The organism is Streptomyces sp. NPDC045955, from assembly GCF_056430805.1.
Genome location: NZ_JBWKKY010000012.1, coordinates 171570 through 196154 on the forward strand (window position 1 = coordinate 171570; position 24585 = coordinate 196154).

Annotated in this window: 23 protein-coding genes and 1 tRNA gene; 20 read left to right on the forward strand and 4 right to left on the reverse strand. The window is 67.9% G+C overall.

Annotated elements, in window-relative coordinates; genetic code table 11:
• The first annotated feature begins 84 nt into the window (after positions 1-84).
• Entirely contained in the window at positions 85-1524 is a 1440-nt protein-coding gene (locus tag AC07F0_RS25305) for a hypothetical protein (protein ID WP_478982085.1), read from the forward strand.
• A gap of 726 nt (positions 1525-2250) precedes the next feature.
• On the forward strand, positions 2251-3144 hold the full coding sequence (locus AC07F0_RS25310; protein WP_478982086.1) for a DUF4231 domain-containing protein: 894 nt from the start codon (positions 2251-2253) through the stop codon (positions 3142-3144).
• 817 nt (positions 3145-3961) lie between these two features.
• Here AC07F0_RS25310 and AC07F0_RS25315 read toward each other — a convergent pair.
• From AC07F0_RS25315 to AC07F0_RS25325, 3 genes are read right to left on the reverse strand one after another with little or no spacing between them, the layout of a single operon-like run.
• Positions 3962-4348 carry a hypothetical protein gene (locus AC07F0_RS25315; RefSeq protein WP_478982088.1) on the reverse strand — a complete coding sequence of 129 codons (387 nt, stop codon included), beginning with the start codon at positions 4346-4348 and terminating at the stop codon, positions 3962-3964.
• A complete protein-coding gene (locus AC07F0_RS25320) occupies positions 4342-4767 on the reverse strand; it encodes an ATP-binding protein (protein ID WP_478982090.1) in 426 nt (141 codons plus the stop codon). The genes AC07F0_RS25315 and AC07F0_RS25320 overlap by 7 nt, the downstream gene beginning before the upstream one ends.
• A 46-nt stretch (positions 4768-4813) precedes the next feature.
• Entirely contained in the window at positions 4814-5221 is a 408-nt protein-coding gene (locus AC07F0_RS25325) for an NUDIX hydrolase (protein ID WP_030250141.1), read from the reverse strand.
• Positions 5222-5328: 107 nt separating this feature from the next.
• Between AC07F0_RS25325 and AC07F0_RS25330 the strand changes: the two genes are divergently transcribed.
• The 10 genes from AC07F0_RS25330 (at position 5329) to AC07F0_RS25375 (ending at position 12483) form a co-directional block, all read left to right on the forward strand.
• Positions 5329-6117, forward strand: coding sequence for a GntR family transcriptional regulator (locus AC07F0_RS25330; protein ID WP_020274970.1), 789 nt, complete (start codon positions 5329-5331; stop codon positions 6115-6117).
• Between the two features lie 166 nt (positions 6118-6283).
• Positions 6284-6640: an SCO3933 family regulatory protein gene (locus AC07F0_RS25335; protein ID WP_478982092.1), complete on the forward strand. Its 357-nt coding sequence runs from the start codon at positions 6284-6286 to the stop codon at positions 6638-6640.
• The gene (locus tag AC07F0_RS25340; protein WP_478982094.1) at positions 6640-8016 is read left to right on the forward strand and encodes an FtsK/SpoIIIE domain-containing protein; all 1377 of its coding nucleotides are present in this window, start codon (positions 6640-6642) and stop codon (positions 8014-8016) included. Before AC07F0_RS25335 ends, AC07F0_RS25340 begins: the two co-directional genes overlap by 1 nt.
• Before the next feature lie 84 nt (positions 8017-8100).
• Positions 8101-8769 carry a DUF2637 domain-containing protein gene (locus tag AC07F0_RS25345; protein ID WP_478982096.1) on the forward strand — a complete coding sequence of 223 codons (669 nt, stop codon included), beginning with the start codon at positions 8101-8103 and terminating at the stop codon, positions 8767-8769.
• A gap of 10 nt (positions 8770-8779) precedes the next feature.
• Positions 8780-8971, forward strand: coding sequence for a mobile element transfer protein (locus AC07F0_RS25350; protein ID WP_020274974.1), 192 nt, complete (start codon positions 8780-8782; stop codon positions 8969-8971).
• A gap of 14 nt (positions 8972-8985) precedes the next feature.
• Positions 8986-9180, forward strand: coding sequence for a hypothetical protein (locus AC07F0_RS25355; protein ID WP_030851899.1), 195 nt, complete (start codon positions 8986-8988; stop codon positions 9178-9180).
• 25 nt (positions 9181-9205) lie between these two features.
• A complete protein-coding gene (locus AC07F0_RS25360) occupies positions 9206-9451 on the forward strand; it encodes a SpdD protein (RefSeq protein ID WP_478982098.1) in 246 nt (81 codons plus the stop codon).
• A 142-nt stretch (positions 9452-9593) separates the two neighbouring features.
• Positions 9594-10910: a replication initiator gene (locus tag AC07F0_RS25365; protein WP_478982250.1), complete on the forward strand. Its 1317-nt coding sequence runs from the start codon at positions 9594-9596 to the stop codon at positions 10908-10910.
• Entirely contained in the window at positions 10886-11080 is a 195-nt protein-coding gene (locus AC07F0_RS25370) for a helix-turn-helix transcriptional regulator (RefSeq protein WP_033314625.1), read from the forward strand. Before AC07F0_RS25365 ends, AC07F0_RS25370 begins: the two co-directional genes overlap by 25 nt.
• Positions 11077-12483, forward strand: a complete 1407-nt coding sequence (locus AC07F0_RS25375; RefSeq protein WP_478982252.1) for a tyrosine-type recombinase/integrase — start codon at positions 11077-11079, stop codon at positions 12481-12483. Before AC07F0_RS25370 ends, AC07F0_RS25375 begins: the two co-directional genes overlap by 4 nt.
• A 232-nt stretch (positions 12484-12715) precedes the next feature.
• On the opposite strand, the gene AC07F0_RS25380 is transcribed toward AC07F0_RS25375, so the two are convergent.
• Positions 12716-12787 (reverse strand) — tRNA-Arg (locus AC07F0_RS25380).
• A 184-nt stretch (positions 12788-12971) separates the two neighbouring features.
• Between AC07F0_RS25380 and AC07F0_RS25385 the strand changes: the two genes are divergently transcribed.
• The 8 genes from AC07F0_RS25385 to AC07F0_RS25420 all read left to right on the forward strand — a co-directional run bounded on the left by AC07F0_RS25385 (position 12972) and on the right by AC07F0_RS25420 (position 24465).
• Positions 12972-13475, forward strand: coding sequence for a response regulator (locus tag AC07F0_RS25385; RefSeq protein WP_478982254.1), 504 nt, complete (start codon positions 12972-12974; stop codon positions 13473-13475).
• A gap of 155 nt (positions 13476-13630) precedes the next feature.
• Positions 13631-14923 carry an ArgS-related anticodon-binding protein NrtL gene (gene nrtL, locus AC07F0_RS25390; RefSeq protein ID WP_478982100.1) on the forward strand — a complete coding sequence of 431 codons (1293 nt, stop codon included), beginning with the start codon at positions 13631-13633 and terminating at the stop codon, positions 14921-14923.
• Positions 14924-14936: 13 nt separating this feature from the next.
• Positions 14937-16328: a diaminopimelate decarboxylase gene (gene lysA, locus AC07F0_RS25395; RefSeq protein WP_478982101.1), complete on the forward strand. Its 1392-nt coding sequence runs from the start codon at positions 14937-14939 to the stop codon at positions 16326-16328.
• Between the two features lie 153 nt (positions 16329-16481).
• The gene (locus AC07F0_RS25400) at positions 16482-17774 is read left to right on the forward strand and encodes a homoserine dehydrogenase (RefSeq protein WP_478982103.1); all 1293 of its coding nucleotides are present in this window, start codon (positions 16482-16484) and stop codon (positions 17772-17774) included.
• 6 nt (positions 17775-17780) lie between these two features.
• A complete protein-coding gene (gene thrC / locus AC07F0_RS25405) occupies positions 17781-18839 on the forward strand; it encodes a threonine synthase (RefSeq protein WP_478982105.1) in 1059 nt (352 codons plus the stop codon).
• Between the two features lie 293 nt (positions 18840-19132).
• Positions 19133-20062: a homoserine kinase gene (gene thrB / locus AC07F0_RS25410; RefSeq protein WP_436730590.1), complete on the forward strand. Its 930-nt coding sequence runs from the start codon at positions 19133-19135 to the stop codon at positions 20060-20062.
• Positions 20063-20464: 402 nt separating this feature from the next.
• On the forward strand, positions 20465-22546 hold the full coding sequence (rho, locus tag AC07F0_RS25415; RefSeq protein ID WP_478982106.1) for a transcription termination factor Rho: 2082 nt from the start codon (positions 20465-20467) through the stop codon (positions 22544-22546).
• A gap of 125 nt (positions 22547-22671) precedes the next feature.
• Positions 22672-24465 carry a trypsin-like serine protease gene (locus AC07F0_RS25420; RefSeq protein ID WP_478982256.1) on the forward strand — a complete coding sequence of 598 codons (1794 nt, stop codon included), beginning with the start codon at positions 22672-22674 and terminating at the stop codon, positions 24463-24465.
• Positions 24466-24585: the final 120 nt, after the last annotated feature.

Consider the following 24585-nt stretch of genomic DNA (forward strand, 5'->3'; position numbering starts at 1 on the left):
ATGTCACAAGGCGGTGCAGATCTCTATGGTGGAGCAGGGCGTTATGCGGTGCAGGGCCGCAACCGGTGATGCTGAGAGGAACACATGCCTGTTATGGACCAAACGCTGTGGGGTCTGGCCAAGCCAGCAATGCAGGACGCCCTTGAAAAGATCGGCAGAGCGATGACAGAAAGGAAAAGTATCGAGAGCTATGACTCCTATCCAGCCATCGATATGAAAGACGGGGAAGTCTTTCCGGCTTTTAAGACTCAACATCGCGTGCCTGATCTCCGAAAAGTTTTTGGATGGGAGAAGGGTTTCCAGTCAAGGCCCTTCACCTATGAAGGCATCAAGGGATTCGGGGATGTTGTCTCCTACGTTGCAGGCCAGAGCGATTACGCGTCCTTTCACGGTGCCGGACATGTAAAGTCAGAAGATCTATTGGTAGAGGTGGCTGAGTTTGGAGCCAGAAAGCTAATTGTCGAGGTAGCTGCACGGCATGCAGACGACCGGGGATTTGTATGGGACGAAGAGTACGCACTGTCGAGGTACCTGGAATTGGAGGCATGGTGGCGGCAGGATCAACTCCCTGTTGATGTTTTCATACCAATCGTGAATGTCTCCTTCGTGGACGATCGGGTTAAGCTGTCAGATTCGATTAGCATCGAGCGAATCAGTGACGAGCAGCATCTGGCTAGGGTCATCGGCTTGAAGGCTTATGAGAGAGACGATTGGCTCGTCAGAGCATGTACTCATGCGCTAGTAGTTCGCAATGCTGCTTCTATCGAATGGCCATTCGCTATGGGGCGTGAACAGTGGGACGTATTTCCGCACGATCAAGTTGATCGTGCGATACAGGCGGTCTCGGTCGTGACCTCTGAGCCAACCGGATATGATCAAGTTTGCTTCATTCCGGATGGATGGACTCATGGATACGTGCGAACGCTTCCGACGGTCACGAACTCCTTTTCTGCTAAGCGCTATGATCGACACATTCCGATTGGTAGTTTCTCGCCTACGGTGACTTTGTCATCAGACCAGGCGAGACGCGTTGCGGAGCTATACAGGGCTCTTGAGGTTGCTCACCCCCAGGTCTCTCTCGCTGCGCGTCGACTTCAGCTTGCCAGTCTTCGTGACGATGAACTGGACGAGATAGTTGATCTGTGCGTCGGAATCGAGGCTCTCCTCGGAGGAACTACCGCTGGAGATACAACATACAAGCTTGGGCTTCGGGGGGCCGCTGTCTTGATACGAGCCAAGTTTGAAGACTCGGAAAAGGTGGCTCAACTTATCAAGAAAGTGTACGCCTATAGGTCGAACATTGTGCACGGGCAAGTTAAGTACGAGAAAAAGAGATTTGTGGTAATTGGAGATGAAAAATATCTCGCGACTCACATCGCGCAGTTTCTCCTGAGAGAGATTCTGGCTGTCATGTTGAAAGAGCCTGACCTGATTTCGAAGATTGATAATGATCGGGTTATCTTTGAGCTACTGGATCTGCGAGCGGCAGCAGAGGAAGCTCGCTCTGGTGGAGACAACGCCTGAATCCGTCGCCGCATTTGGCATCGACGGGCGGCCGAATTACCTCCCGTGTGGGTGTAGCCGAGTCTGTTGCCGTCTGTGTGTAGGGCGTGGCCGTGGCGCGATGGCTCGTGGTCAAGGGGGAACCGGCAGCCCGGCTTGTGACGACGACTGAACAGCCCGTCGTCGACGGCCACCTGTGACCTTCCGGAAACGCCTGACCGACGGATGCCCATCGTGTCCGGCCGGCCCATAGCTCCGATCGCTTGAAGACCATAGGGCGTGACGCCAGCGGTTCGCTCAGGCTGAGCTGCTATGCAGCCACAACTGATCATTGGCGGCCGTGACCTACGGCTACGTTATAAATCAATGCCCTGACCTGCTTATGAGCTGTCGGCCGTTGTCGACGTGGTCATCACTGAGCGCCCTTCCACGGCCCGAGAACGGCGCGGGAGGGCGCTTGTGCGGTGGAGGCATGGCTCGTGGCTTGCAGGAGTGGATCCTCGACCTGCTGTGTCGACCTCAGGCGCAGTGGCCCAGTGACGCGTTCGGTGCAACGAGTGTCTCTCGGGTTTTGGTGAAATAGTTACTTGACGTGGCTGGAAATTCTAGATTCATCTTGTAACTCACGAAACAGTGGTAACTAGAGTTCACCATTTTCTCTTGGGTGACAACGCGGCATTGTCGGCAACAAGAACCATCCGTACTCTCCCATCTCGTTGTATTAGCTAGGGGGAATGCGGGGGTGCTGTGACCAGCGGGCAGGGCAGCGCAGGGGGACGTGGAGGCTCTGTTGGGCAAGGGGGGAACACCCTTCCCGCACTCACAGAAGAGCAAGAGCGGCGCTTACAGGAGGAGTATCGCCAGCGCGTCAAAGCGTATGACGAGATCGAAGACGATCTGCGCGCATCTAGGACCTTCCAACGGATTTTCATTCTGTGCCTGTTTGGTTCCATCGCCCTAGCGTTCCTGTTGGGGTACACCGTAATCGTAGGACTCTGGGAATCTAAACCCGATTTCACGCGCTGGGCCGGACTGATCATTGTTTTAGGATTATGGGTCGCTCTGACTTGGGTTATTTGGAAAAATCGCAAGAAGATCGTTACTCACACAGGCTTGCTTCGCAACGCCTTGCAGGATCGGCAGACGGCTGCTGCGCACTTGCCCCTGGATTCGCCGTCCGCCCTCCGAATCTATCGTGAGGCATCCCTAGATCTAATTACTCAGTACCGTAACGGGGCCAGTAAGAACAGAAGAGTGCATAACGTGTTCCAGCTGGTGATCATCAGTGGCTCTATCGTTACGTCCACTCTCACGGCCATGAATCAGGGGAGTAACAAGGCTCTAGCTATCAGTACCTCGGCGCTGAGTGCTTTGGTCGGTATCTCGGCAGGTGTCACCGGTTACTTCAAGTTCCGGGAGCGTGGTTACAACCTTCAATCCACTGCTGATGAGATTGAAAAGCATTACAACGCTTCTCAATTCATGCTTGATGACTACGCCAATCAGGACGGGGTTGCTTTGCCTGAGGCTGATCGCTTGCGCCTGTTTGCTAGGTACGTCGAGCGACTCAAGGAAGAGCAGCGAAAGCGTGAGCTGCAACTTGAGCAGTCTAGTTCGGCTCGCGAGGAAAGGGCCAGCTGAAGCCCGTCCTGAAGCTGCTATCGAACTAACGGGGAAGTTCGTGACTGCAATGTGGCGGTGGTTCCTGGCGCCGATAAGCCAGTGGAGAGCCCATCGTTTAGTGGCACATCATGGCCCCTCGCTGAACTATGAAACGGCTTGGTGCTTAGTGCTGCTGGCGCGTGATCCGGCATCTCTGCCCTACGTGCGCCGCTTATCCCTTAAGGATCGACATGAACCTAGGCGAGCGGGTGTGCTCGTAGATGTCTGGGTTCAATTGAGCCGGTCCGAGCAAAGTAGACGCGTCAAGTGGTTGAAGCGTCACTCGGAGACGCCCTTACATAAATTAGGAATCACGGAAGAGGTGATCGAGCTGGGGGAGCTGCTCGTTGTTGAGTGGTCCTTACCCCCGGGTTTTCAGGCCGCCTCTATCGTGGTGCAGCAGCGAGGGTGCTGATCTGAGTGACCAGGCGAATAGGCCCTCGAACTCGTACGAGGTCGGTGGAGCGGCTTTGGGCTGGAGCTGCTTTGGCGCGAGTGATCATGGCCCCGTAAGCTTCCGGCGCGTCGGGCAGTCTGTGGACCTGCCCGGTAAAGCACGACGTTGGGGCCATGATCTTCGAGGCTCGCGCCAAAGTGGCTGCCTAAAGCCGTGGAGGCGACCGCCCCAGCCACGACGTTTCCCTTCTCTGGCCTCAGGTGACTGATTGCTGTGTGCGCGGCACGGGCGCCGGGCGGGCTGGAGCGGGGCGGAGACAGGAGCGCAGGCCCGGCCGGGGGCCGGGCCGCGCACGGTGAGCGGAGCGAGCCGCCTTGAACCAGTAGAGAAAGTTGTAACTCAGTCTGTGGTGCGGGGCGTGAAGCCGTATGCGCAGGCTGGGAGATCGACGCCCTGGCGGTGGGCCATCGGCAGGAAGACCACTGGCCGAATCGTCCAAGTGATGCGGGTGTTGGCGTGTGTCAGAGAGACCGTGCAGGGTTCCATGCGTAAGAGGGCTCGTCGCGTATCGATGCGGCCGTCGTAGAGCCAGGCCCAGGCCTCGTCGGAGGCGTCCGGGTCGAGTGCTGGTGAGATGGTGCGCAGGGCGACTGCTACCCATCTGTCTGCCTGTGGTGCTGAGTAGGCGTCGAAGGATGCCCGGAGTGCCGGCCACCCCGTCTCGTCGTTGACGTCCTGCGTCCAGCACTCGCACCAGAATCCCCGCTGGGGCTTGTCCATCAGCATGGGTGTCCTCCGGGCTGAGCGTCCGTGAAGAGTTCGGCGGTGACGGTGTAGCCGCTGTGGCTGCCGTGGACGACGACCCGGTGTGCGATGACGCTGACCATGCCCAAGCCGCGGCCGTGTACCGCGTCCTCGCTTGGCTGCTCGACCTTCGGGGCGGTGCCCGTTCCTCCCTCGTCGGTGACCGACAAGGCGACCACCTTGGGGGAGACCGCGAGGGCCAGGTGGAAGCTGCCGAGTCCGCCGCTCGCGGTGTGGAGGATCGCGTTCGCGCTGAGCTCGCTCACGATCAGTTCGGCGTCGTCGGCCAGGGGAGATCCGCGCAGGATGTCCCGTGTCCAGCGGCGAGCCCGGCTGACCTCTTCCGGAAAACCTGGGCAAGTGAGTCCCCAGACCCGGGCGATGCTCGTATACTCGTGCATACAAGTTCCTTCGTGCTGGTAGGCCGCCATGTGCAGCGGGTTCGGGCTAGACGAGTTTCACGCCGTCGTGGGCGCGGATGGCTGGCGGGGATACCGCGTCGAGTGCGTCCAGGACGCGGATCGCGTATGCCTCGTCGGCGAGTTCGATGACTTCTTCGCGGGTGGCCCAGCGCAGTGCGCGGGTCTCGTCCCCGGTGGTGGGCGTGCCGTCGGCGGCCTCGCAGCGGAAGACCATGGAGACGATCAAGCCCTTCATGTTCTTGTAGATCCCGGTCAGCGTCGCGGGAAGCGCGATCTTGATGCCGGTCTCTTCGAGAACTTCGCGCTGGAGGGCCTCGGGGATGGTTTCCTCGCGTTCGAGGACTCCGCCCGGGGGTTCCCAGTGGCCGTTGTCGCGGCGCTTGATCAAGAGGGCGCGGCCCTGGTCGTCGACGATGACTCCGGCGACGCTCACGGAGTGCGGACGGTCGGTGCTCACGTTCCTCTGCCCTCTCGGATGGCTAGGCTCTCCACCGTAGCAAAAAAGCTCGCCCACTCGTCTAGATACCTAAAGGAGTACACGTGCCCTCTCTTTCCTCCGGCCTCCTCGGCGATCTCGACCCCACGAGCGATCGTGCGGTCTTCCGGCAGATCGCCGACCAGCTGCGCGAGGCCATCGACCGTGGGCGATTCAAGGAGGGCGAAAAGCTGCCCTCCGAGGCCGAACTCGTCGAGCATTACGGGGTTTCCCGTATGACGGTTCGAAACTCCTTCTCCGTCCTCCAGGGCGAGGGCCTGGTCCACGCCGAGCACGGCAAGGGCGTCTTCGTACGACCACGACCGCCTGTACGACGGCTCGCCTCCGACCGGTTCGCCCGGCGCCACCGCGAGCAGGGGAAGTCCGCGTTCATCGTCGAGGCAGACGCCGCCGGCAGTCACCCGCAGGTGGACAGCCTGGAGGTCAAGGAAGAGAAGGCCAGCCAGGACGTCTCCACCCGGCTCGGGTCCGTGCGGCGAGTGCTGGCCCGGCGTCGCCGGTATCTCCTGGACGGGCGGCCGGTGGAGTTCGCCACCTCGTATCTGCCGCTCGACATCGCACGGGGCACGCCGATTGCCGAGCCGAACCCCGGGCCCGGTGGCATCTACGCCCGGCTTGAGGAGCTGGGGCACCGCCTCGACCACTTCGAGGAAGAGATCCGTGCCCGGATGCCCTCGCCCGATGAGGTGCGCACGCTGCGGCTGGCTTCCGGCGTGCCGGTCATTCACTTGATCCGTACCGCGTTCGACCAGGAGGGACGGGCCGTGGAGGTCTGCGACACGGTCATGGCGGCCGACGCCTACGTCCTGTCGTACCAGCTCCCGGCGACGTGAGCGCCTGACCGGTGGTGGTGCGCGGGGAGGCTTCTCCGAACTCGTACACCCCAACAGGCTTACTCGTATAGACGAGTGGGCAAGTTGTGTGGCAAGGTGGTTGCCGTTCCCGAGAGATCGGGTTCGAACACTGCACCTTGTATAGACGAGTAGATGGGAAGAAACCTTGCGTACCATCCGTGTAGAGACCTCCGCCGCAACGATCCTGCTGACCGAGGCGCCCGAGCCCAAGGTCCGCGACCGGCAGACGGGCGAGATCGCCAAGGACGCCACCAGCGGAGAGGCCCTGATGACGATCGGCGTCGTCTACCTGGAAGACGGCGAGTCGTCGCTGATCAAGGTCACCGTTCCCGAGAGCGGCATATCCGAGGGGCTGACGCTCGGGGCTCCGGTCTCGCTGCCGGGGCTGGTGGCCCGACCGTGGGAGAGCGTCTTCAACGGGCAGCAGCGCCACGGCATCGCCTACCGCGCCGCCGCCGTGACACCGGCCGCCTTCCCGGCCGCCACCGGGGCCGCTGCCTGATGACCGACCTGACGACACTCCTGGAAGTGGGTGGTCCTGTCGCCGCACTCGGCGGCGGGGCCGCCTACGCCCGGGCCAAGCATCCCGGGGTGTACTGGTCCACAGTCGGCCTGCCGATATCCACGGCCCGGCTCCTCGGCTCCTACGGCTCGGTCATGGAGGCCTGCGGCCTGACCGTGGCGCCGTCCCGGCTGCGGATGCTGGCGGTCAAGGCCACCACCCGCCGTGAGGTTCGTCCCGTACCGCCGCGCCGGGGCATCATCCGGCCCACCTCGACCGGGCTGCGGCTGCGGCTCCGGCTCGCTCCGGGGCAGGAACCAGCCGACGTCGCCGCCTCGGCCGAACGGCTGCGGCACGCCTGGGGCGTCCACGCCGTGTACGTGACCGCGATCAAGCCCGGTGTGGTCGAACTGCGGCTGGTCGGCTTCGACGTGCTGAGGCAGGTGCGGATGCCTCGCAAGGTGGACGCCGGGTTCCTTCAGGTGCCGGTGGCCCTGCGGGAGGACGCCATGCCCTTCGTACGCGACTACCGGGCCGTACCCCACCAACTCACCCTCGGCGCCACTCTGTCGGGCAAGTCCATGTATCTGCGGCACCTGATCGCCGGACTCGCCCCTCAGGCGGTCGCCCTGGTCGGGATCGACTGCAAGCGCGGTGTGGAGCTGGCGCCGTTCGCCTCCCGCCTCTCCGCGCTGGCGACCGACCCGGAGCAGGCAGCCGAGCTGCTGCCCGTGCTCGTGAAGGAGATGGAGGACCGATACGACTTGATCAAGGCCCGGCAGGGCATCGCCCCGGACACCCCGGCCGAAGAGATCACCTCCGACATCTGGGGACTGCCCGAGTCTGAACGCCCGGTTCCCCTGGTGCTGTTCGTGGACGAGGTGGCCGAACTCTTCCTCGTCGCCACCAGGAGGGACGAGGAACGCCGGGACGAGATGGTCACCCAGCTCGTTCGCCTCGCCCAGCTCGGCCGCGCGGCCGGCATCTACCTGGAGGTCTGCGGGCAGCGCTTCGGCGCCGAGTTGGGCAAGGGCGCGACCATGCTGCGGGCCCAGTTGACCGGCCGCGTCTGCCACCGAGTGAACGACGAAGCCTCCGCGAAGATGGCGCTCGGCGATATCGCCCCCGAGGCGGTCTCGGCTGCCTGTGCCATCGCACCTGAACGCCCCGGCCTGGCCGTCGCGGGTGACACCTCCGGTGGCTGGTCTCGCATCCGCACGCCGTACCTGTCCCTCAGTGATGCGGCGGCGGCCTGCCGAGAGTCCGTACACCTGGTGCCGGACGTGCCCGCGCTCAAGCCCTTCCTGCCAGAGGCGGCCGTACGGCCGATCGCATCTCCGGCCCCGGTCGTCGAGCCTCGCCCGGCTACCGGCTGACATCCTCCACCAACCCCGGTCGGCGTGACCGCCTCACGCCAAGTCCCTACCCCTCCCATGCCTGAATCCGGAAGGAGCCGCATCATGCGCGCCCAACTGGCCCGCGTTGACGCGGTGCTCATCCAAGCCGTCATCGCCGCCGCGCTGTCCTTCGCCCACCTGCACGACATCGCCTCGGCGGCCGGGCAGGACGGATGGAAAGCGTGGGCCTACCCGATCAGCGTCGACCTGTTGCTCGTCGCCGCCTGGCGCCGACTGCGGTCCGGGGAAGCCAAAGCGGCCGGGTGGTGCTGGTTCGTCATCGCGCTCACCGCCTCCCTCGGAGCCAACGTCGCAACCGCCGGCCTCCTCGACATGAACCACGTACCGGCCTGGCTGCGCATCCTCGTCGCGGGCTGGCCCGCGGTCGCCTTCCTCGGCGGCACGCTACTCGCGCACTCCGCGCCGACAACCCTCGACCAGGCCGCCGACCCCGACAAGGACAACGAGGTCCACAACCGCGCGGAGGCACCAGAACCACGTCCCGAGTCGCTTGCACACCCGGTCGCCGAACAAGCCCCGCCCCAACCGGCCGCCGAGCAGGAGCCGCCCGAGCCCCCCGCCTTGCCCGTCCCGGCCGCCCTGGTCGCCCACGCACGCAAGGTCGCCGCCGAACACCACACCCGCACCGGAACACCCATCGACACCCCGACCCTCCGAGCCCGCCTCGGTGTCCCCGCACCCATGGCCGAAGCCATCGCCACCCACCTCTGAAGGAGACCTCGTGACCGCCAACCGCCGCTTCCGCAACGTCGTCCGCATCGGCCCCGTCCGGGTAGGCACGTACTACGACGGCCGGGGCCAGGAGAAGCACACCGCCGCTTGCACCGCCCCGCGCTGCGGCTTCTCCACCGACTACGACGGCCGCGCTGCCGCCGAGCTGGCCGCCCGCACCCACCGCTGCCCTGTCCGCTGAAAGGACTCTCGCCCGTGACCGTCAGCCTGCCGCTCGTCGTCATCCTCGGGTTCTTCGCCTGGGGAGCAGTCAGGTTCCTCGGCGTCCGCGTCTGGATCGTCGTCCTGATCGCCCTCTTCGGCTTCTGGCTCTCCCGCACCTTCCTCGCACCCGCCATCGAGTCCGGCACGCGCTCAGGCGTGACCGTCATAAACGGCTCACACGTATAGACGAGCAGATAAGGAGATCGCGCCCGTGTTCCTCCCGAAGTACCCCGACAGCCCGACCCCGCCGCCCGCGCACACCCACACCCCGACCGAGCCTTCACCCGTACGGCGCTCGCTCCCGTCGGTCTCCATCGATCAGAAGACCGTCGTGGCCCTGGTCGTCGGCGGAGTCGTCCTCACCGCGCTCCTGGCGGCCGTCGCCGTCACCGCCATCTCCGTTGCCGTGGCCGCCGTCGTCCTGCGCTCCATGCTCCGCGATCACCAGCGCCGCTGAAACCGCGCTGGCCTCCGGGGCGGCGGCACACGACCAAGCATTTCGCCGCCCCGGGGCCTGTTCCTCCCGACCGAGCCCAGCCAGAAGGGGAAAAGCCATCTTCACCCGCACCACACCGCCCCCACTTCCGGAACTCGTGAACCTGGCCGCGCAGGGCACGCTGCCGGGTATCCTCCGCCAGCTCTCCGGACTCGGCGGCTGCACCCACCCGATCCGCCTCGACGGCCACCGCACCGAGTACGACGTCGACACCCGCACCGGCGAGATCGGCAATGTCCTCCACCGCCTCGACTCGACCAGCCTCCCGGCCGGACAGCTCCTCGTCCGCTGCAACAACCGCCGCACGTCGCGCTGCGCGGCCTGCGCCGAGGTCTACCGCCGCGACACCTTCCATCTGATCACCTCCGGCCTGCGCGGCGGCAAGGGCACCCCCGAACACGTCGCCATGCACCCGCGCGTGTTCGCCACCTTCACGGCGCCGAGCTTCGGCCCGGTCCACAACCGCCCCTCCAGTGGGCGCCCCTGCCGCTGCGGCACCCACCACGACCAGGACGACGACGTACTCGGCACCGCGCTCGACCCGGACACCTACGACTACGAAGCCGCCGTGCTCTGGAACGCCCACGCCGGTCCGCTCTGGCGGCGCTTCTCGACCTACCTGCGCCGGGAGGTTGCCAAGCGCGCCGGCCTGTCCCAGCGGCGCTTCCGCGAGCACGCCCGCGTGAGCTTCGCCAAGGTCGCCGAGTACCAGAAGCGCGGCGCGGTCCACTTCCACGCCGTCATCCGCGTCGACGGCCCCAGCGGCGGCGACACGCCACCCCCTACTTGGGCCACGGCCGAACTGCTCACAGACGCCATCCGCGCTGCCACCGCCAAGGTCCGCGTCGACGGCCCGACCATCGACGGCCGCACCCACACCTTCACCTTCGGCCGCCAACTCGACGTCCGCACCATCCGCTCCGCCGACTTCAACGACGGCCAGGAACTCACCGAACGAGCCGTCGCCGCCTACATCGCCAAGTACGCCACCAAGGGTGCCGAGACAGCAACGGGAGCTCTCGACCGCCCACTCAAGTTCGCCGCCGAACTCGCTCAACTCGACATCAGCGACCACGCCCGCCGCATGATCCGCACCGCCTGGTTCCTCGGCGCCCGCAAGGACCTCGAACACCTCCGCCTGCGCGCCTGGGCCCACATGCTCGGCTTCCGCGGCCACTTCTCCACCAAGTCCCGCCGCTACTCCACCACCCTCGGCGCCCTCCGAGACGCCCGCGCTACATGGCGCCGCGCACAAACCGCAGCAGCCACCGGCCCCGAGCCCGAGACGACGTACGTCCTCGCCCACTGGGTCTTCGCCGGTACCGGCCTGTCCGACACCGAAGCCTGGCTGGCCGCATCCCTCGAACCCGCCCCCGGAACGGAAGGAGAACCGACATGGACCGCCGACGGGACGAACTGATGACTGTCCCGCAGATCCTCGCCGAGCTCGGCGGGGTGTCCCGCCGAACCTTCTACCGCTGGCGCGAGCTGGGGCAGGCTCCGGAAGCGATCAAGCTTCCGAACGGTGAGCTCCGCGTTTGGCGCAGCGACTTCGACGCGTGGCTCCACGGGCTCGCGGAGGCGGCGTGAAGTCGCATGACGTGAGGGTGTGGGGCATCCGCAAGCGGCCGTACAAGACGCCGTCGTATGACGTGCGATGGAAGGTCGGCGATGCCCCACCGTTCTCCGAGACCTTCCGGACGAAGGCGCTCGCCGACAACTTCCGAGCCAAGCTTCTTCGGGCTGCCCAGAAGGGGGAGGCATTCGACACGGAAACTGGTCTGCCGGACTCCATGGCACCCGCCAAGGTGTCTCGCACCTGGTACGACTTCGCACGGGCCTACGTCGCCATGAAGTGGCCGCACGCGGCTCCGAACTCCCGCGACAGCCTGAACGAGACGATGACGCTCGTCACAACTCAGCTTTTGGGTGATCGCCCGGGGCGGCCAGCTGACGACGTCTTGCGCCGTGCGTTGCGGGGCTGGGCTTTCGTCGTCCAAGCCTCGGACGAGGAAGCTCCGCCGGTCGATATCGCGAACGCTCTTCGCTGGGTGGCCAAGGCCTCGCTGCCGTTGGCGACACTCAAGAATCCGGCAGACATCCGCCGCGTCCTCGACTCGCTCAAGCTCAAGCTGTCCGGCGCTCCAGCAGCCGCCGAGACGGTACGGCGCAAGCGCGCGGTCCTCTTCAACGCCCTCGCCTACGCGGTCGAACTGGGGGAGCTCCCGGAGAACCCGGTCACGCTCGTGAAGTGGAAGCCGCCGAAGGTGACCAAGGAAGTCGACCGCAGGGTGGTGGTGAACCCTCGGCAGGCACGCGAACTCCTGGCCGCAGTCTCTTACGTCGGCGGCTACCGCAGAGCCCGTGGGCGGCGCATGGTCGCGCTCTTCGCCTGCATGTACTTCGGTGGGCTTCGGCCGGCGGAAGCTGTGGCGCTGCGTCGTCCGGACTGCACGCTGCCGGAGACCGGGTGGGGCTCGCTGATCCTGGAGAAGACCCGCCCGACCGTGGGGAAGCGCTGGACCGGAACCGGGGAGGTTCACGACAACCGCGGCCTCAAGAATCGCCCCGCGAACGAAACCCGCATCGTCCCGATCCCGCCTCGCCTCGTCCGCATGCTCCTGGCCCACATCGAGGAGTTCGGCACCGCCGAGGATGGGCGGCTGTTCGCCAACGAACGTGGGGGAGTGGTCGCGTCCACCACGTACTGGCGCGTCTGGGACGAGGCTCGGCATCTGGCGCTCACGCCGGAACAGGTGACCTCGCCGCTGGCCGCTCGGCCGTACGACCTGAGGCACGCCGCGCTCTCCTCCTGGCTCAATGCCGGCGTCGACCCCACTGAGGTTGCGGAGCGTGCGGGCAACAGCGTCGAAGTGCTGCTGAGCCGGTACGCGAAGTGCCTGGACGGTCGCCAGGACATCGCCAACCGCCGGATCGCCGAGCTGCTCGGTGAGGACGACGGCCAGGAGGACGAGCCCGGCGACGGGAACTGATCCCAGCACACCTTCGACGCGCGCACCTGCGGCATGATGGCCCCTGGACTACGGTCCGGGGGCCTCGGCGTTTTCCGGTCCTGACCTGCGGATTCCTACCCTGCGGCCAGTCCACGCATAGTCCACGGCCCCCGACATACAGCCGCTCCGACCGGCACACCCCTGCACATACGCGAAGACCCCGTCTCAGCGAATGCGCTGATGGCGGGGTCTTTGGGCACCTAATCCAAGGTGCCCCCGGCAGGATTCGAACCTGCGCACACGGCTCCGGAGGCCGTTGCTCTATCCCCTGAGCTACGGGGGCGTGTCCGTCGCGTTGCTCGCGGCGACGGGTAGAACACTACCAGCTCCCCCGGGGTGGTCATGAACGGGTTTCCGCTGTCGGGGGCGGGGTTGCGGGTCGCCCGGTCGGGGTGGAAGTGGGGAAAACCCGGACGCGGTGGCCGGGGTCGACCTACTCTCGAGTTGTGCCAGGCGCGTCGGGCCGGGTGCTTGTTGTGGACGACAACAAGGTCATCCGGCAGTTGATCAGGGTCAACCTCGAGCTGGAGGGGCTGGAGGTCGTGACCGCGGCCGATGGTGCCGAGTGTCTTGATGTCGTTCATCAGGTGCGGCCCGATGCAGTGACCCTCGACGTCGTCATGCCCCGGCTGGACGGGATCCGGACCGCCGCCCGCCTGCGAGCCGATCCGCGGACCCGTGACGTGCCCCTCGCCATCATCAGTGCCTGCACCCAGTACGAGGTCGAGGCCGGGTTGGAAGTGGGCGTCGACGCCTTCCTCGCCAAGCCGTTCGAGCCCGCCGAACTCGTCGGGATGGTGCGGCAGTTGATCGAGCGGGAGCGGAGTGAGGGTCGGCCGGGGGGTGGTGCCGGCGTCAGTGGCGGGGTCGGCGTCGGTGGCAGTGGTGGCGTCGGCGGCGGTGGTGCGGCCGCTTATGGGTCCGTCCTCGGTGCGGGGGAGGCAGAGCGGGCCGGGAGCGCCGGCGGGTGATCCCTCGGCCGCGTGGGGATCGTCGGTCCATGGCTGGGCAGGCAGCTGCGCACAGCCCCGCGGGCCGGGCCGCGGCATCGCCCCGCGTCCACATCCCGGACCCTCCTCAAAACCGGCTCGCCTCTCCACCCCCCTCCTCCCATACGCTTGTCCCCGTGACCCCCGTCGAGCTCTCCCGCACCGTGCTGCACGCCGTGCGCCGCGCTGTCGACGAGGGTGAGCTCAGCGTGACCGTGCCGGAGCGGGCCGTGGTCACTCCGCCGGGGCCCGGGGGCTGTGGCGACTACGCCACCGGCATCGCCCTCCAGCTGGCCTGCGCGGCAGAGCAGCCGCCGCGGCGCGTGGCCGAGATCCTCAGGGCGCGGCTCGCCGGTGAGGCCTTCATCGACGATGTCGTCGTCACGGGTCCCGGATTCCTCAACTTCAGCCTGGAACGCGACGCCTCCGCACTCCTCGTCGAGGAGATCCTGCGGCGCGGGCGGCGGTACGGCCACGCGGAGGGGAGCAACGGGACCATCGTGCGGCTCCGGTGCCCGGCGGAGGTCCGTGCCGTCGTCGTCGCGGATGCCCTGGCCCGCGTGCTGCGCAGCCAGGGCGACGTCGTACGCGTCACGTGCGACGGTCGGCCCGCGCCGGAGTGGGAGACCGTCCTCGGAGTCGACGGCAGTCATTCAGACAGTCGCCTCGACAGCCATTCCTGCCGTGGCCTCGGCAGTGGTCCCGGCAGTCATTCAGACAGTCGCCTCGGCAGCCATCCCGGCCGTGGCCCCGGCAGTCATTCCGGCCGTGGCCCCGGCAGTCATTCCGGCCGTGGCCCCGGCAGTCATTCCGGCCGTGGTCCCGAAAGCCATTCAGCCACTGACCCCGGCAGCCATTCAGGCAGTGGCCCCGGCAGCCACCCCCGGAGCCCCTCCGCGAGCTCCGGCCCCCGCTCCCTCCCCGACCTCGACGTCACCCTCCACGCCGTCCCCGCCCCGGCCGACCCTCTGCCCCTCGGCCGCGACGCCGCCCGCTGGGCGCTGCTGCACCCGGCCGCGCACGACCGGCCCCGGATCACCGGCGATCATCTGGTCCAGCGGGAGGCCAACCCCCTCTTCCGCGTCCGGTACGCCCACGCCCGCACCCGGGCGCTCCGGCGCAATGCCGCCGACCTGGGCTTCCACCCCGAGCCCGGCCCCGTGAGCGACGCGGAGGCATTGCTCGCCGCACTCGGCGACCACCCCCGTATCCTCGCCGCCACCGCCGCCCACCGCTGCCCCGACCGCCTGGCCCGGCACCTCGTCAGCGTCGCCGACGCCACGCTGCCGCTGCTCCCGGCCGTGCTGCCCCTCGGCGACGAGAAACCCTCGGCCGCCCACCGTGCCCGGCTCGCCCTCGCCGAAGCCGCCGGGGCGGTGCTGGCCGGTGGCCTGTCCCTGCTCGGCATCGACGCACCCGACCATCTCTGAAAGACGACCGATCATGAGCCGTTCCGCCCACCCCGCCGGGCCCCGTCACGCCGACGTCCTCCCCGAGGGCCACTACTCGGCCCCGCCCGCCGACCTCAATGTCCTGGACCCGAAGGTCTGGGCGCAGACCGTGACGCGTGACGAGCGCGGTGTCGCCACCGTCGGAGGGATCCCCGTCACGCGGCTCGCCGAGGAGTTCGGCACCCCGGCCTACATCCTCGACGAGGCCGACTTCCGGGCCCGCGCGCGTGCCTGGCGCACCGCGTTCGGGACCGGCGCCGACGTCTACTACGCCGGCAAGGCGTTCCTGTCCCGTGCCGTCGTGCGCTGGCTGCACGAGGAAGGGCTGAACGTCGACGTCTGCTCCGGCGGCGAGCTGACCACCGCCCTGTCGGCCGGCATGCCCGCCGACCGCATCGCCTTCCACGGCAACAACAAGTCCGTCGACGAGATCACCAGGGCCGTCGAGGTCGGTGTGGGGCACATCGTGCTCGACTCCTTCCAGGAGATCGCCCGCGTCGCCCACATCGCGCAGGGCCTCGGGAAGCGGCAGAAGGTCCTGATCCGGATCACCGTCGGCGTCGAGGCCCACACCCACGAGTTCATCGCCACGGCCCACGAGGACCAGAAGTTCGGCATCCCGCTGGCCGGTGGGCAGGCCGCCGAGGCCGTACGCCGTGCCCTCGCGCTCGACGGGCTCGAACTCGTCGGCCTGCACAGCCACATCGGTTCGCAGATCTTCGACCTGTCCGGGTTCGAGGTCGCCGCGCACCGGGTCGTCATGCTGCTGAAGGACATCCGCGACGAGCACGGTGTCGAGCTGCCCGAGATCGACCTCGGCGGCGGGCTCGGGATCGCGTACACGAGTGACGACGACCCGCGCGAGCCGCACGAGATCGCCAAGTCCCTCAGCGAGATCGTCAGCCGTGAGTGCGAGGCCGCCAGGCTGCGCACGCCGCGCATCTCCGTCGAGCCGGGCCGCGCCATCGTCGGCCCGACCGCCTTCACGCTCTACGAGGTCGGCACCACCAAGCCCCTCGACGGGCTGCGCACCTACGTCTCCGTCGACGGCGGCATGTCGGACAACATCCGCACCGCGCTGTACGACGCCGAGTACAGCGTCGCGCTGGTCTCCCGTACCTCCGACGCCGAGCCGATGCTGGCCCGGGTCGTCGGCAAGCACTGCGAGAGCGGGGACATCGTGGTCAAGGACGCGTTCCTGCCGGCCGACGTGGCACCGGGCGACCTCATCGCCGTACCGGCCACGGGCGCCTACTGCCGGTCCATGGCCAGCAACTACAACCATGTGCTGCGGCCGCCGGTCGTCAGCGTGCGGGACGGTGAGGCCCGGGTGATCGTCCGCCGTGAGACGGAGGAGGACCTGCTGCGTCTCGACGTCGGCTGAGCGAGGGGCCGAAGGGCACGGGGCGGAAGATCTCCTGTCTTCCGCCCTCGTACAAATGAAATAGACATCTCACGATCCGGACCGGGGGCAGAAACTCCCGTCCGGTGAGTGAGACTGGTTGCACCGTAGACGGTAAAGAGGAAACGAGGTCGGATGATGCGTACGCGTCCGCTGAAGGTGGTGCTGCTGGGCTGTGGAGTGGTCGGCTCAGAGGTGGCGCGCATCATGACGACGCACGCCGACGACCTCACGGCCCGGATCGGGGCCCCGGTGGAGCTGGCGGGCGTGGCCGTGCGGCGGCCCGACAGGGTCAGGGAAGGCATCGACCCGGCCCTCGTCACCACCGACGCCACCGCCCTCGTCAAACGCGGCGACATCGACGTCGTCGTGGAGGTGATCGGCGGCATCGAGCCCGCGCGGACCCTCATCACCACCGCCTTCGAGCACGGCGCCTCCGTCGTCTCCGCCAACAAGGCGCTGCTCGCCCAGGACGGAGCGGCCCTGCACGCCGCCGCCGACGAGCACGGCAGGGACCTCTACTACGAGGCCGCCGTCGCCGGTGCCATCCCGCTGATCCGTCCGCTGCGCGAGTCCCTCGCCGGCGACAAGATCAACCGGGTGATGGGCATCGTCAACGGCACGACCAACTTCATCCTGGACAAGATGGACTCGACCGGCGCCGGGTATCAGGAGGCCCTGGACGAGGCCACCGCCCTCGGATACGCCGAGGCCGACCCGACCGCCGACGTCGAGGGCTTCGACGCCGCCGCCAAGGCCGCCATCCTCGCCGGCATCGCGTTCCACACGCGCGTGCGCCTCGACGACGTCTACCGCGAGGGCATGACCGAGGTGACGGCGGCCGACTTCGCCTCCGCGAAGGAGATGGGCTGCACCATCAAACTGCTCGCCATCTGCGAGCGGGCCGCGGACGGGGCGTCCGTCACCGCGCGCGTGCACCCCGCGATGATCCCGCTGAGCCACCCGCTGGCCTCCGTGCGCGGCGCCTACAACGCCGTGTTCGTCGAGTCCGACGCCGCCGGGCAGCTCATGTTCTACGGCCCCGGAGCGGGCGGTTCCCCCACGGCCTCGGCCGTGCTCGGCGACCTCGTCGCCGTCTGCCGCAACCGGATCGGCGGCGCGACCGGACCGGGCGAGTCCGCCTATGCCGCGCTGCCGGTGTCGCCCATGGGCGACGTGGTCACGCGCTACCACATCAGCCTCGACGTGGCCGACAAACCGGGTGTTCTCGCCCAGGTCGCGACCGTCTTCGCCGAGCACGGAGTCTCGATCGATACGGTTCGCCAGTCGGGGAAGGACGGCGAGGCCTCCCTCGTCGTCGTCACGCACCGCGCGTCCGACGCCGCCCTCACCGGGACCGTCGAGGCGTTGCGCAAGCTCGACACCGTGCGTGGTGTCGCCAGCATCATGCGGGTTGAAGGAGAGTAACCAGCAATGACCCACCAGTGGCGCGGAATCATCGAGGAGTACCGGGACCGGCTTCCGGTATCCGACACCACGCCGGTCGTGACGCTCCGCGAGGGCGGCACGCCGCTCGTGCCCGCGCAGGTGCTCTCCGAGCGCACGGGCTGCGAGGTCCACCTCAAGGTGGAGGGCGCGAATCCGACCGGGTCCTTCAAGGACCGCGGTATGACCATGGCCATCACGCGGGCCAAGGAGGAGGGCGCCAAGGCCGTCATCTGCGCCTCCACCGGCAACACGTCGGCCTCCGCCGCCGCGTACGCCGTGCGGGCCGGGATGGTCTGCGCCGTGCTCGTGCCGCAGGGCAAGATCGCGCTCGGCAAGATGGGCCAGGCCCTCGTGCACGGCGCGAAGATCCTCCAGGTCGACGGCAACTTCGACGACTGCCTCACGCTCGCGCGCGGCCTGAGCGACAACTACCCCGTGGCGCTGGTCAATTCGGTCAACCCGGTACGTATCGAGGGCCAGAAGACCGCCGCGTTCGAGATCGTGGACATGCTGGGCGACGCGCCCGACATCCACGTGCTGCCGGTGGGCAACGCGGGCAACATCACGGCCTATTGGAAGGGCTACCAGGAGTACGCCGCCGACGGCGTCGCCGCCCGGACCCCCCGCATGTGGGGCTTCCAGGCCTCCGGCAGCGCCCCGATCGTGCGCGGCGAGGTCGTCAAGGACCCGTCGACGATCGCCACCGCCATCCGCATCGGCAACCCGGCTTCCTGGCAGTACGCGCTCGCCGCGCGGGACGAGTCGGGCGGCTTCATCGACGAGGTGACGGACCGTGAGATCCTGCGCGCCTACCGGCTGTTGGCCTCGCAGGAGGGTGTCTTCGTCGAGCCCGCGTCCGCCGCGTCCGTCGCCGGTCTGCTGAAGGCCGCCGAGCAGGGCAAGGTCGACCCGGGGCAGCGGATCGTGTGCACCGTCACGGGCAACGGCCTGAAGGACCCCGACTGGGCCGTCGCCGGTGCCCCGCAGCCGGTCACCGTACCCGTCGACTCGGCGGCCGCGGCGGAGCGCCTCGGACTGGTCTGACGTGCGCCGACGCACCGAGCGCCGGTGTAACGTCCGACACGGTCCGGCGTAAGACGGCGCTTGACCGGGGAGGTTCCCTACGGGGGGTGCACAGGGGGCTTACGACACGCATCGTGCGCCTCCTGTGCGCCCTATGTCGCCACAGAACCTTCCTTCGATAGGCTGTACTGAACCCGCCCGCCGCATATGCCGCGGAGCCACGCCGTCTCCGCGGCCCCCAGGGTTCTCGTACACCATCGAATGTCCATCCCACGTCATTCGACATCACGCAGCTCAAGGAGAGTCATCGAGCGATGGCCGGTCCAGCGTTCCGAGCCGCCGCCGTCCGGGTGCGCGTCCCCGCCACCAGCGCCAACCTCGGCCCGGGCTTCGACGCCCTCGGCCTCGCGCTGGGGTTGTACGACGACGTGGTCGTCCGGGTGGCCGACTCCGGGCTGCACATCGACATCGCGGGTGAGGGCAGCGAGACACTCCCGCGTGACGAGCGGCACCTTCTCGTACGTTCCCTGCGCACCGCCTTCGATCTGCTGGGCGGACAGCCGCGCGGCCTGGAGATCGTCTGCGCCAACCGCATTCCGCACGGCCGGGGCCTGGGCTCCTCCTCGGCCGCCATCTGCGCCGGCATCGTCGCCGCCCGCGCCGTGACCATAGGTGCCGAGGCCAAGCTCGACGACACGGCGCTGCTGGAGCTCGCCACCGAGATCGAGGGCCACCCCGACAACGTCGCCGCGTGTCTGCTGGGCGGCTTCACCCTGTCCTGGATGGAGGGCGGCGCGGCCCGGGCGATCAGGATGGAGCCCGCCGATTCCATCGTTCCGGTGGTTTTCGTGCCCGGAAAGCCTGTACTCACCGAAACAGCGCGCGGCCTGCTGCCGCGCACCGTGCCGCACGTCGACGCAGCCACCAACGCGGGCCGGGCCGCCCTGCTCGTCGAGGCCATGACGCGGCGCCCCGAGCTGCTGCTGCCCGCCACCGAGGACCGCCTGCACCAGGAGTACCGCGCCCCGGCCATGCCCGAGAGCGCGGCGCTGGTGGAGCGGCTGCGGGCCGAGGGCGTCCCCGCGGTGATCTCCGGCGCCGGCCCGACGGTCATGGCGCTGGCCGACGCGGGCACCGCCGACAAGGTCGAGGCCCTGGCGGGCGCGGACTGGGCCGCCAATCGGCTGAGTCTCGATGCGCAGGGCGCGATCGTCCTGCCGCTCGCGACGTCCAGTGACATTTAAAAGCGCACGGTTGCCGGATTTCGAGAGGGGGAATGTTTGTTGGATCCGGTAGTGTTAACCTCAAGTCTGCACCCGACCCCACCATGGCGAGGTGCCTCGTGTCCCCGTCCGGGACAGACATTCTTCCGGGAGCCCCCCAAGCCGCACTGTGTTCCGTACGTCGGACCGTACGCCGTACACGGACACTGAGCGGGGCGCAGGGCACGCTCCGGAACCGGTGCGACCACGCCGCGTGACACTGACACTGGGTGTCACGGCACATGGAAGCGCCATCACCAGATTCCTCCGCCGCTGAGGCGGACCACCGCCCCGGCACGGTTCACACCACACGGACCGAAGCCGGACAGCACAACCGGTCGCCGAGCCAGACAGGCCGACGTCCGCTCCAGGGAAGGACCCTTCGTGAGCGACACCACCGATCTGATGGGCGCACGTGTCGAGGAGACCGCTGCCGCGCCCGCCACGGACGCCTCCGCGCCTGCCACCGGTGCCGGCTCCCGGCGGCGCCGCGGTACCGGCCTCGAGGGCATGGTGCTGGCCGAGCTGCAACAGGTCGCATCCGGCCTCGGTATCAGGGGCACCGCGCGTATGCGCAAGAGCCAGCTGATCGAGGTCATCAAGGAGGCGCAGGCGTCCGGCGGCGCCGCTCCGGCTGCGAAGGCCGACGCCCCCGCCGAGACCAAGCCGAAGCGCCGCGCCACCTCCCGGACCCGTACGGGGGACAACGCCGAGAAGGCGGAGAAGACGGCGGACGCGAAGCAGGCCTCCGAGGCCCCCGCCGACAAGGCCGACAAGGCCGACAAGGCCCAGAAGGCCGTGGCCCAGCAGCAGATCGACATTCCCGGCCAGCCGGCTGGGGGCCCCTCCCGCGCGAGCGCGGCCGAGCGTGGGGGAGATGACGCGCCCTCCGAGCGCCGCCGTCGCCGGGCCACCGCCGACGCCGGTTCGCCGGACGCCGCCGCTCCCGAGACGGTCGCCACCGAGGCGAAGAACGAGTCCCGGGGCGAGTCGCAGCCGCAGCAGCAGTCCCAGAACGACGCCAGGTCCGACGGGGGCGAGGGCGGCGAGGGCCGTCGTCGCGACCGCCGTGACCGCGGCCGGGACAGGGACCGCGACGGCGGCCGCGACCGCCGGGGCAACAAGGGCGACGACCAGCAGGGCGGCCAGCGCGGCCAGCAGAACCAGCAGCAGGGCGGCGGCCGCCAGGACCGTGACCGCCAGCGGGCCGATGAGGACGGGGACGACTTCGAGGGCGGCCGGCGTGGCCGTCGCGGGCGTTACCGCGACCGCCGGGGCCGCCGTGGCCGTGACGACATCGCCTCCGAGCCGCAGATCGCCGAGGACGACGTCCTGATCCCCGTCGCGGGCATCCTGGACATCCTCGACAACTACGCCTTCATCCGTACGTCCGGCTACCTGCCCGGCCCGAACGACGTGTACGTCTCCCTGGCCCAGGTCCGCAAGAACGGCCTGCGCAAGGGTGACCACATCACTGGTGCGGTCCGTCAGCCGAAGGAAGGCGAGCGCCGCGAGAAGTTCAACGCGCTGGTGCGCCTGGACTCCGTCAACGGTATGGCGCCCGAACACGGCCGTGGCCGCCCGGAGTTCAACAAGCTGACGCCGCTGTACCCGCAGGACCGCCTCCGTCTGGAGACGGACCCGGGCGTTCTCACCACCCGCATCATCGACCTGGTCTCGCCCATCGGTAAGGGCCAGCGCGGTCTGATCGTGGCCCCGCCGAAGACCGGCAAGACCATGATCATGCAGGCGATCGCCAACGCGATCACGCACAACAACCCCGAGTGCCACCTGATGGTCGTCCTCGTCGACGAGCGTCCGGAAGAGGTCACCGACATGCAGCGGTCGGTCAAGGGCGAGGTCATCTCCTCGACCTTCGACCGCCCGGCCGAGGACCACACGACGGTCGCGGAGCTCGCCATCGAGCGCGCCAAGCGGCTGGTCGAGCTCGGTCACGACGTGGTCGTCCTGTTGGACTCCATCACGCGTCTGGGCCGTGCGTACAACCTCGCCGCCCCGGCCTCCGGCCGCATCCTGTCCGGTGGTGTCGACTCGACCGCCCTGTACCCGCCGAAGCGCTTCTTCGGTGCGGCCCGCAACATCGAGGACGGCGGTTCGCTGACCATCCTCGCCACCGCCCTGGTGGACACCGGCTCCCGCATGGACGAGGTCATCTTCGAGGAGTTCAAGGGCACCGGCAACGCCGAGCTCAAGCTCGACCGGAAGCTCGCCGACAAGCGCATCTTCCCGGCGGTGGACGTCGACGCGTCCGGCACCCGCAAGGAAGAGATCCTGCTCGCCAGCGACGAGCTGTCCATCGTCTGGAAGCTGCGCCGGGTGCTGCACGCCCTGGACCAGCAGCAGGCCGTCGAACTGCTCCTCGACAAGATGAAGCAGACGAAGTCGAACGCCGAGTTCCTGATGCAGATCCAGAAGACCACTCCGACGCCGGGCAACGGCGACTGAGGTAAGCACTGCGTAAGAGGGCCGCTCCCGGAAACGGGGGCGGCCCCTTGTGCTGTTCCCGTAAGGGTAGGATCACGCTCTCTTCGAACATGTGATCCCGAGGGGGGACATTCGTGGGTAGAACCATGCCTGGGGGCGGTCGGCACAGACGCCGGATACGCATCGCCCTTCCCGTCGCCGCGGCCGGTGTGGCCGCCGCCGTGGCCGCCGCGCTGATGACGACGTCCGCCGGCGCGGCCACGCCGCTGCCGCAGCCGACGGTCAAGCCCGCCACCAGCTCGCCGTCGCTCGCCGAGCTGGAGAAGCGCGTCGCGGGGGCCATGGCCGGTGACGACATCGCGGGCAAGACGAGCAAGGCGTCGCTGAGCGCGAGCTCGGACACGAGCCCTTCCACCATCGACCCGAAGATCATCGGCGGCAGCGAGACGACCATCACCACGGCCCCGTGGATGGCGCAGCTGCACTACTACGACGACCGGGGCACCTCGACCACCAGCGACGACATCGGCTTCTTCTGCGGCGGCGCCGTCGTCGCGCCGACGAAGATCCTCACCGCCGCGCACTGCGTCAAGGGCTACGACTGGCACGCCAACGGCGCCATCGTCACCGGCACCTCCCAGCTGCCCTCGGCCGACGGCACCGACCTGCACGGCGGTACCGTCACCGGCGTCTGGCGGCAGTGGAACCACCCGTCGTACAACGCGACGACCATCGACAACGACATCGCGGTGCTCACCCTGCCCGTCCCGGTGAAGGCCACGCCGATCCGCATGACGACGTCCGGCGACACCACGTCGTACCAGGCCGGCACCAGCGCCAAGGTCTACGGCTGGGGCCGCACCAGCTCCACCAGCGACGACATCTCCGAGACGCTGAAGACGGCCACGCTGCCCGTCCAGTCGGACACCACCTGCGCCGGCGCGTACGGCAGCGACTTCATCAAGGGCCACATGGTCTGCGCGGGCCAGCCCGCCACCGGCAGTGACAGCGGAACCACCACCGCCTGCAACGGCGACTCCGGCGGCCCCCTGGTCGTGAACAACCGGATCGTCGGTGTCGTCTCCTGGGGTGTGACGGACTGCGTCGCCAAGGGCGCCTACAGCGTCTTCAGCAAGGTCAGCACCTACGTCGGCGCCGCCTACCCGCGCCTCGACGACACCAACATCAGCGGCGACCACAAGGCCGACCTGTGGGTGCGCAACGCCTCCACCAAGACGGGCTACTCCAAGGACTCCAAGGGCACGTCGTTCGCCGCCCGTGAGTCCTGGGGCAACTGGAACGGCTTCAACACCGTCCTCCAGACGGACCTCGACCGCGACGGCTACCAGGACCTGGTCTACCGGCGCAGCAGCGACGGCGACGTCTTCTGGGCCCACTACGTGATCTCCACCGGCACCTGGTCCACCAAGCAGATCGCCGACAACTGGAAAACCCGCACCCGCATCATCACCCCCGGTGACGTCACCGGCGACTACCTGCCCGATCTGCTCTCGGTCGACTCGGCGGGCGTGATGTGGATCTACCCGGGCCAGGGCAACGGCACCTTCTCGCCCCGCGTCAAGGTGAGCTCCGGCTGGAACCAGTACAACTCCGTGCGCGGCCACGGCGACTTCACCGGCGACGGCAAGACCGACCTGATCGCCCGCAGCGCCTCGGGCAGCTACGTGTACCTCTACAAGGGCACCGGCAAGGCCGGCTCGGGCGCCTTCTCGGCCCGGGTCAAGGTGCGCACCTGGAGCGGCTACAACGCCTTCGACGCCACCGGCGACATCACCGGCGACGGCAAGGCCGACTTCCTGGCCCGCACCCCCGGCGGGACGCTCTACCTGTACCCGGGCACCGGCAAGGCGACCAGCGAGATCTTCGCCACAAGGATCTCCGTCGGTACCGATTTCAAGCAGTACGACATCTTCGGCTGAAACCGCAGGTGAGCGAGGTACCCCTCGCTGACACGAACACACCCTGTGCCCACCGCCCCACGCGGTGGGCACAGTCCGTTGTGCAACCCTTTCCCGAGTTTCTCCGTCTGACCAGGCGGA